Origin of the sequence: Cobetia crustatorum (assembly GCF_000591415.1) — a bacterium.
Classification (GTDB): Bacteria; Pseudomonadota; Gammaproteobacteria; order Pseudomonadales; family Halomonadaceae; genus Cobetia; species Cobetia crustatorum.
In genome coordinates this window covers 1-8,735 of record NZ_JEMF01000112.1, presented here as the reverse complement: position 1 = coordinate 8,735, position 8,735 = coordinate 1, and the positions used below count along the sequence as shown (strand labels likewise).

Here is an 8,735-nt window from a genome sequence, read left to right as displayed (position 1 = left end):
GGCGTCGCACGAGACATGCGCCGTCCCCCTCAAGCATGGACCTTTATCATGGCGACCCATTTCGAGAATGTACCAGGGCTGAGTGAGCAGCTTGATCCGGCGACACGCGGCTTTGTTTTCAATCAAACCATGCTGCGTATCAAGGACCCCGAGCGCAGCATGGACTTCTATACCCGCGTGCTTGGCATGCGATTGGTACGCAAGCTCGACTTCCCCGAGATGCAGTTCAGTCTTTATTTCCTCGCTTATCTCGATGAGCAGCAGGCAGATGAAGTGCCGAGCGATGATCTCAAGCGGACGACCTATACCTTCGGGCGTGAGGCGATGCTTGAGCTGACCCATAACTGGGGCACTGAGAATGACGCTGATTTCGCTTATCACGATGGTAACGCTCAGCCGCAGGGTTTTGGTCATATTGGCATCAGCGTACCGGATGTCTATGCCGCCAGTGAGCGCTTTGAGGAGCTGGGCATCGAGTTCGTCAAGCGCCCCGATGATGGCAAGATGAAGGGGCTTGCCTTCATCAAGGACCCCGACGGTTATTGGATCGAGGTGCTGCGTGCCGATACCTTCGAGCGTCAGGCCAAGGGTGATAGATGACTAGCCGCCTATCGTGATGCGGTATCAAAAAAAGCCCGCCACTCAAAAGAGTGGCGGGCTTTTTTTGCCTATCTGGCGCCGCCCACAGGCTTGTGAGATAGCTGTCATGCCAGATGTCATTCGCTGAAGTCTTCGCTAATGTAGTACTGACCGCCTTCAGCTATATCGAGTCATTAAACAGATAAATAAGGAAGACACTATGCAAGGTGACAATCAGCAAGTTCAGCAAGCCGTACAAGACCTTGCAGACAAGGTCGCCGTGGTCAGCGGTGCCTCGCGCGGGATTGGGGCGGCCGTTGCTCTGCGCTTGGCGGCGAGTGGCGCCAAGGTCGTTGTCAACTACCGTAGCGATGTCGAGGGCGCTCAGCAGGTGGTGTCCGACATCGAATCCTTGGGTGGGCAAGCCATCGCGGTACAGGGCGACGTGGGCATCAGCGCTGATGCCGGTCGTCTGTTCCAGGCCGCAAGCGAAACCTATGGCGGGGTGGATATTCTGGTCAACAATGCTGGCATGAGTATTTACAAGACATTGGCCGATTTTACCGATGAGGACTTTTCCAGCTTGATGAATGCCAATCTCACGGGCTCATTCAACTTGATGCGTGAGGCGGCGCTACATCTGCGTGATGATGGGCGAGTAGTGAATATATCGACGTCAGTCACGCGGCAGATGTTTGCGACTTATGGGCCTTATGCGGCCTCCAAGGCTGCGGTAGACCAGCTGACCCGTGTACTGGCCAAGGAAGTGGGCGCACGCGGCATTACCGTCAATGCGGTGGCTCCTGGCCCGACAGATACTGGGTTGTTTCGTGCTGGCAAAAGCGAGGAAACCATTGCCAGGCTTGAGGGCATGGCAGCGCTGGGGCGGATTGCCAGTCCACAGGATGTGGCACGCGTCGTCGCCTGGTTGACGAGCCGTGACGCTGGCTGGGTGACAGGGCAAATCATCGGTGCAAATGGGGGCTTCGCCTAACGTCTTCATTTACGGCTATGCTGTTGGTAAGGCGGGTTTTCATCAGGCATTGTCATGAGGGGCAGGGATGAAGGTGACAGTTAGCGAATCTCAGGAAGATACATCGCACGAGGGCGTGATTCATGCTGCGTTGCGTGTTGGCTATCCGGGACATTTAGGAGGCTATTCTCGAGAGTGCGCATCCAAGCTATATGCTACTGATGCCAATCTGAGTGCCTATGCCGGGATTGAAGAGGTTGTCATGGCATTGGCAGAAGGCGAGATCGATGCCGCCGTAGTGCCATGGTCGCGCGGCCATCAGCAGCCAGTGAGGGCTACACACGATGCATTGGCTGCGTGGCCGGGCATTCGTGTCGAGCGACGGTTATTTCGCGCCATCAGTCTTAGTCTGCTTGGCCCGCCGGAGCTAACGCCCAGCAAGGTGCAGCGCATCGTGGCGCGTGAGGCGCTATTTGACGAGTGCAATGCATGGCTTGAGCAAAATCTGCCGCACGTGGAGCGCGTCGAGTGCCTGCATATGGCAGATGCCCTCGACATGGCCGAGAACCGTCACGATACGCTCGCGATCGCGCCTCCTTCGTTGGCACGGCGGCCAGGATTAGTATGTCTTGCGCCGCGAATTGAAGATGACCCCGGGCGAGTATCCCAATTTGCAGTGCTCAAGCGTGATGAGAGTAGCGTGCGTGGCCAGGGCATTGCAGGTGATCAAGGTGACGTGCAGCAATGCAGTGTCGCGGGAGAGCCTGGGCGCAGGTGAAAGTCGGTACTGAAGAAGCGAGAGATCACTCGAAAACACGCAAAATGTAGTTTGATTACAACATTTCGCGTGTTTTGGCCGTTGAAGGATGAGCCATAAAAAACGCCGTCAGCGTAAAAATAGAGCGCTGACGGCGTTTTTGGGTAGTGCTTTGCAACAATGTACTTAATGCAATATATCCGGTGAGGTGGTCAGGCGCGCGTGCTGACCCAGTCATTGGCGTCTGGCACGGCGACTTCGACGGCCTGTGACATCAATGCCGAGTTGAACATGAAGTCGGCACTCGCGGCATTGCTGGCGACGGGGACGTTCCATAAAGCCGCCAGTCGTAGCAGAGCCTTGACGTCAGGATCATGCGGCATCGGAGCAAACGGGTCCCACAGGAATATCAGTATATCCAGATTGCCTTCAGCGATACGGGCACCAATCTGCTGATCGCCTCCCAGCGGTCCACTCATCAGGCCTTCCACCTCAAGGCCGAGCTCCTTGCTGATGCGCCGCGCGGTCGTACCGGTACCTACCAGCTGGTGACGAGAGAGCTCGTCGCGCCAGCGGTTAGCCCAGTCCAGCATTTCATTCTTCTTGCCATCATGGGCTACCAGCGCAATACGCTTGCGTGCTGGGAGGGTGCGCCGCGCCTGGCGCTTGGGTCGTTGCTCGCTCATGTCGCATTGCCTCCTGATGGCGGGGTGCTTGCCCCGCCAGTGCTCAAATGCTTCAGTCGATAGTGCCGCCGACGGTGACGATCTTCATGGTGTTGGTGCCACCATGAGCGTTCATCTGGTCGCCACGTGTCAGGATAACCAGGTCGCCGCGGGTAGCAATGCCACGGGCTTCGAGCTCAGCGATGGCGCGACGGTTGATTTCCGGCGCCGGTAGTTCGCTTGAGTCGAAGGGCAGGGATACCACGCCACGGTACAGCGCCATGCGACGCTGAGTCTTCTGGTCCTGTGCCAGCCCGACGATTGGCAGGCCAGAGCGAATGCGTGAAGCGATCAGCGGCGTATAGCCGGATTCGGTCATGCACACGATGGCTACGACACCGGTCAGGTGGTTGGCAGCGTACATGGCAGACAGCGCGATGGTTTCATCGGTCTTGCTGAAACCTTCGTGGATGCGGTGCTGGGATTCCTGTGCAGAGCGCTCCCGCTCCGCGCCCAGGCAGACGCGGTGCATGGTCTCGATGGTTTCGACCGGGAAGTCGCCCGCGGCCGTTTCGGCAGACAGCATCACGGCATCGGTACCATCAAGCACGGCATTGGCGACGTCGAAGACTTCTGCGCGAGTTGGCAGTGGCGCGCTGATCATGGACTCCATCATCTGCGTGGCGGTGATGACCACACGGTTGAGGCTGCGCGCGCGGCGAATCATGCGCTTCTGTACGCCGATAAGCTGGGCATCGCCAATCTCTACGCCCAGATCACCACGTGCCACCATGACACCCTCGCTGGCGAGGATGATGCCGTCGAGCACGGCGTCATCAGCGACGGCTTCAGCGCGCTCAACCTTGGCGATCAGGCCAATATCACGGCCCTTTTCGCCCAGTAGCTCACGCGCTAGCTGCATGTCAGCGCCGCTACGCGGGAAAGAGACAGCCAGATAATCAACGCCGATATCGATGGCGGTCTTGAGATCGGACTTGTCTTTCTCGGTCAGTGCTTCGGCAGACAAGCCGCCGCCCTGTTTGTTGATACCCTTGTTATTGGACAGCTTGCCACCCACCTTGACGGTAGTGTGGATCTCGTTGTCCTTGAGCTCAATGACTTCAAGCACTACACGGCCATCGTCAAGCAGCAGGACATCGCCGGCTACCACGTCATCGGCCAGTTGTTGGTAGTCGCAGCCGACACGCTCGGTGGTACCTTCATCACGGCCCAGGCCGATGTCCAGGACGAAGGGCTGGCCTTCGCTCAGAGTAACAACGGTGTCCTTGAAGCGGGCAATACGAATCTTCGGTCCCTGCAAGTCACCCAGTACTGCGACGCTACGTCCTTGTGCGGCGGCGGCCTGACGGACAGCCTCTGCGCGCATGCGGTGATCTTCCGGGCTGCCGTGGGAGAAATTGAGGCGTACCACATCGACTCCGGCACGAATCATCGCGTCGAGAACACCCGGCTTGTCACTGGCCGGACCGAGTGTGGCAACGATCTTGGTGCGGCGGATCGGGCCGTTGAACGCGTGCGGCATGAAATCTACTCCTTGAACACTGGCGTGATGGATCAGACAGATTGTGTTGTCATTTTACTACATTGAAGGCTGAAAGGGAGCCTGTCGAGTGCAGTACCTTGTTGCGGCATGTTTTGAGGCAGACTCTTGCTGATGGCCATGATCAATAATCCTGTCACGCGACATCGCAATAGTCGGGCGAGGCTTCATTCCTGCATCGCGTCGAATGCGCTACGTTGATCAGGTCATGCTCCTAATGTACTGAGAGATGTCACACTGACGTTATCGCTGCCAACATCGTTACCTCTCGATTGATTTCTCTGTCTCTCTATATAGTGGCAGCAAATCAGTGACAGAAAAAAGTGCACGCCAGACGCTATATCGCAGAAAGGTCTTGGCCGTAAGTTGATATTGCAAATGTCAATTTTGTGGGTCGCCCTGATGGCATCAGAGACCTCCTGTTAATAGGAGCTGCAACGCCTACCGAGAGTATCTAGACACTCCGCCAGTCTTAACATTGCTGGTCAGCGCCGAAATGCTGGGGTAGGGTAGGCGCATTTTTCGGCTGGGACAAAACCCAGCGCGACGATTCATTCGCTGGCGCACTCAGCGCCGGCCAGGAGATGCGAGCAACCATGGGCAAGTCACTGGTGATCGTCGAGTCGCCCGCCAAGGCCAAGACCATCAATAAGTATCTCGGCAACGATTTCGTGGTGAAATCGAGTGTCGGGCATATCCGCGATCTGCCAACCAGCGGTAGCGGCAAGCAGGCAACTGATCCGAAGGAACGTGCCCGTCAGGCTGCGGAGACTCGCAAGATGTCGCCGGAGGTCAAGGCCGCTCATAAAGAGAAGAAAGCCAAGACTCAGTTGATCCGCCGTATGGGGGTTGACCCGGAGAATGGCTGGGAGGCGCATTATGAGATCTTGCCTGGCAAGGAAAAGGTTGTCTCGGAACTGACGCGTCTGGCCGAGAAAGCCGACACCATCTATCTCGCGACGGATCTTGACCGCGAAGGTGAGGCTATTGCCTGGCACTTGCGCGAAACCATCGGTGGCGACGAGACGCGCTATAAGCGCGTGGTATTCAACGAGATCACCAAGAAAGCGATCACGGCGGCTTTTGACGAACCCGGCGAGCTGAAGATGGACCGAGTCCATGCACAGCAGGCGCGCCGCTATCTGGATCGCGTGGTGGGCTTTATGGTTTCGCCGCTGCTGTGGGCCAAGGTGGCGCGAGGCCTGTCTGCCGGTCGTGTTCAGTCTGTGGCTGTGCGCTTGATTGTTGAGCGTGAGCGCGAGATTCGCGCCTTCATTCCGGAAGAATTCTGGGATGTGCACGCTGAGCTTGCTGCCGCGAGTGGAGAGGCGATTCGTTTTGAGCTGGCGCGCCAGAACGGCAAGGTCTTCCGGCCGACGAGCGAGAAGGACACGCTTGAGCGTATCGCCTCACTGCGGACTGCAGCACTTGCGATCTCTAATCGCGAAGACAAGCCGACTCGCTCCAAGCCGAATGCCCCCTTCATTACCTCGACACTGCAGCAGGCGGCCAGCGGTCGTCTCGGGTTCTCGGTCAAGAAAACCATGATGATGGCGCAGCGCCTGTATGAAGCTGGCTACATCACTTATATGCGTACTGACTCGACGAATCTGTCGGCGGATGCAGTGGCGACGGCTCGTGATTTCATCAGTGAAGAATATGGCAGTAACTACCTGCCGGAAGCAGCCAACGTTTATTCCAGCAAGGAAGGTGCTCAGGAAGCCCATGAAGCGATTCGTCCTTCTGAGGTGGCCAATCGTGCGACTGATCTCGCGGGTATGGAGCGTGATGCCGAACGGCTCTATGAGCTGATCTGGCGCCAGTTCGTGGCCTGTCAGATGTTGCCGGCTGAGTATCTGTCCTCGACACTGACCATTGAAGTGGATGGTTATGATCTGCGTGCGCGTGGCCGCGTACTCAAGTTCGATGGCTATACTCGTGTCATGAAGCCGATGGGCAAGAAGGAAGAAGATCAGTCGCTGCCCGACCTCGCGATTGGTGAAAAGTTGGATCTAGTGGAGCTGGACCCTCAGCAGCACTTCACCAAGCCGTCGGCGCGCTATACCGAAGCCAGCTTGGTCAAGGAGCTCGAGAAGCGTGGCATCGGTCGCCCCTCGACCTATGCCGCCATCATCTCGACCATTCAGGATCGTGGCTATGTGGCACTGGAAAATCGCCGCTTTTACGCCGAGAAGTTGGGTGACATCGTCACTGATCGTCTCAGCGAATCCTTCAAGGACCTGATGGACTTCGGCTTCACAGCTCGCATGGAAGACCACCTGGATGAGGTGGCCAAGGGGACACGCAACTGGCGTGAACTGCTTGATGCCTTCTATGCCGAATTCAAGGCTGAGTTGGATCATGCCCAGTCAGAAGAAGGCATGCGCCCGAATCAGCCGGTGCCAACGAATATTTCTTGCCCGACCTGTGAACGCGAGATGCAGATTCGTACTGCGTCCACCGGTGTCTTCCTTGGTTGCTCAGGTTATAACCTGCCACCGAAAGAGCGCTGCAAGACCACCATCGATCTGTTACCAGGCGATGAGGCTGTAGCCGCTGATGCCGATGAAGATGCTGAGACCGACGCGCTACGTGCCAAGCGCCGCTGTCCGATCTGTGCGACGGCGATGGACAGCTACCTGATCGATGAGCATCGCAAGTTGCACGTCTGTGGCAACAGCCCGGATTGTGTGGGACACGAAGTCGAGGAAGGGCACTTCCGTATCAAGGGCTATGATGGTCCAGTGATCGAGTGCGACAAGTGTGGCGCTGATATGCAGCTCAAGACTGGCCGTTTCGGCAAGTACTTCGGCTGTACTAGCGAGACCTGCAAGAACACTCGCAAACTGCTCAAATCGGGTGAGGTCGCACCACCGAAGATGGACCCGATTCCGATGCCGGAGCTCGCCTGTGTCAAGGTTGAGGATCACTACGTGCTGCGTGATGGCGCGAGTGGCTTGTTCATGGCAGCCAGTCAGTTCCCGAAGAATCGTGAGACGCGTCCACCATTGGTGATGGAGCTCAAAGCGCACGCTGACGAGTTGCCGGAGAAGTATCACTTCATCCTCAAGGCGCCGGAGAAGGACCCGGATGGGCGTCCGGCGCAGATTCGTTTCTCGCGCAAGGTCAAGGCGCAGTACGTTATGAGTGACGAGGAAGGTAAGGCGACTGGCTGGAAAGCGACGTTCGAGAATGGCCGTTGGGTTGTCGAGGACAAGCGCAAGGGAGTCAAGGTCTGATGAGTCATCGTGCCCGCACCAACCAACTGCTGTATCAGGCTGAGCTGTTGTTAGCACAGTCGGCGGTGACGGCGGGAGACGAGCACGACATGGCGCGTCGCATGGCAAATGAGGAGGGCGCGCTGGTGCTGTTGGAGCTGGCGCTGTCCTCGTTGCTGGACGAGTTCGCTGTGGTAGCGCGTTGGCCGCAGGACGGCTGGCGCGAACGTTTGACAGCTCCCCCGACACCCGTTGCCGAGATTGAGCAGCTGCGTATTCTGCTCGAACGTCCCGATAGCTGGCTGAGCCAGCTGGTGAGTGACATTGACCGCTTGCATGCTGAGACGGGTGCTGCGCGCCGAGAAGAAGGGCGTGTACGTGGCGATGGTTTGATTATCGCGGCTGCGGCCAATGCCTCATTGGTTGAGCGTCTCACAGAGGTGCTAGCGGCATTCAAGGCCATATTGCCGGGGCTACGCGAGTCGAGTGTCGAGTGGTAGTGATGTCAAGCGGATGACGCTTCGGTATCGCGGGTGCTAGACTGAGCCCATTGTGGCAAGCCCCGCATTCTCAATAGTACGACCATGGCTCTGGCTGTGGTCGTACTTTTTTCTGCGCTGCGTGATGCCTGTCCACCGTCAAGCTGACGATCACAACGACGCCGGCATCTCAAGAGATGCCGTGCAGGAGGAATGACGTGTCTGATCCCGCCGTACTTGAAATTGTGCAAATGGAAGATGGTGAAGTGATTCTGCGCGCAGCCGAAAGCGAAGGTGAGCCGCTGCTCAGCATTCGCATCTCGGATGAGGCGGCTGATCTGCTGCGTGACAATCGCTTCGAAGTCGCGCGTGAAATGATTGACCATGCCATCACGCGCACGCGCTTGTGGGATGGTGAGGAAGATGAAGATGAGCAGTCAGAAGGTATGGTGCACTGAAGTACTGGCTGCCCATCATTGTCGTTAGTCTCTTAAGCGTTCAGA

Annotated in this window: 8 protein-coding genes; 6 read left to right on the top strand and 2 right to left on the bottom strand. The window is 57.4% G+C overall.

All coding sequences use genetic code 11. The features are described from left to right. Positions 1–48 precede the first annotated feature (48 nt). The 3 genes from gloA (at position 49) to BF12_RS0116950 (ending at position 2,330) form a co-directional block, all read left to right on the top strand. On the top strand, positions 49–600 hold the full coding sequence (gene gloA / locus BF12_RS0116960; protein WP_024953303.1) for a lactoylglutathione lyase: 552 nt from the start codon (positions 49–51) through the stop codon (positions 598–600). A gap of 199 nt (positions 601–799) precedes the next feature. Next, the gene (locus BF12_RS0116955; protein WP_024953302.1) at positions 800–1,573 is read left to right on the top strand and encodes an SDR family oxidoreductase; all 774 of its coding nucleotides are present in this window, start codon (positions 800–802) and stop codon (positions 1,571–1,573) included. A gap of 67 nt (positions 1,574–1,640) precedes the next feature. Beyond that, positions 1,641–2,330, top strand: a complete 690-nt coding sequence (locus BF12_RS0116950; protein ID WP_024953301.1) for a prephenate dehydratase domain-containing protein — start codon at positions 1,641–1,643, stop codon at positions 2,328–2,330. Between the two features lie 191 nt (positions 2,331–2,521). Here BF12_RS0116950 and BF12_RS0116945 read toward each other — a convergent pair whose 3' ends face one another. Then, complete coding sequence (locus BF12_RS0116945; RefSeq protein ID WP_024953300.1) at positions 2,522–2,995, bottom strand: methylglyoxal synthase; 474 nt, start codon at positions 2,993–2,995, stop codon at positions 2,522–2,524. Positions 2,996–3,047: 52 nt separating this feature from the next. Then, positions 3,048–4,517 carry a pyruvate kinase gene (gene pyk / locus BF12_RS0116940; protein WP_024953299.1) on the bottom strand — a complete coding sequence of 490 codons (1,470 nt, stop codon included), beginning with the start codon at positions 4,515–4,517 and terminating at the stop codon, positions 3,048–3,050. Positions 4,518–5,131: 614 nt separating this feature from the next. On the opposite strand from pyk, the gene topA reads away from it, so the two are divergent. From topA to BF12_RS0116925, 3 genes are all read left to right on the top strand, one after another. Next, positions 5,132–7,774 (top strand): type I DNA topoisomerase, encoded by a 2,643-nt coding sequence (gene topA / locus BF12_RS0116935; RefSeq protein ID WP_024953298.1) that lies wholly within the window; start codon positions 5,132–5,134, stop codon positions 7,772–7,774. After that, positions 7,774–8,253: a DUF6586 family protein gene (locus tag BF12_RS0116930; RefSeq protein ID WP_024953297.1), complete on the top strand. Its 480-nt coding sequence runs from the start codon at positions 7,774–7,776 to the stop codon at positions 8,251–8,253. The genes topA and BF12_RS0116930 overlap by 1 nt, the downstream gene beginning before the upstream one ends. Positions 8,254–8,450: 197 nt before the next feature. Beyond that, a complete protein-coding gene (locus BF12_RS0116925; RefSeq protein WP_024953296.1) occupies positions 8,451–8,690 on the top strand; it encodes a hypothetical protein in 240 nt (79 codons plus the stop codon). Positions 8,691–8,735 lie beyond the last annotated feature (45 nt).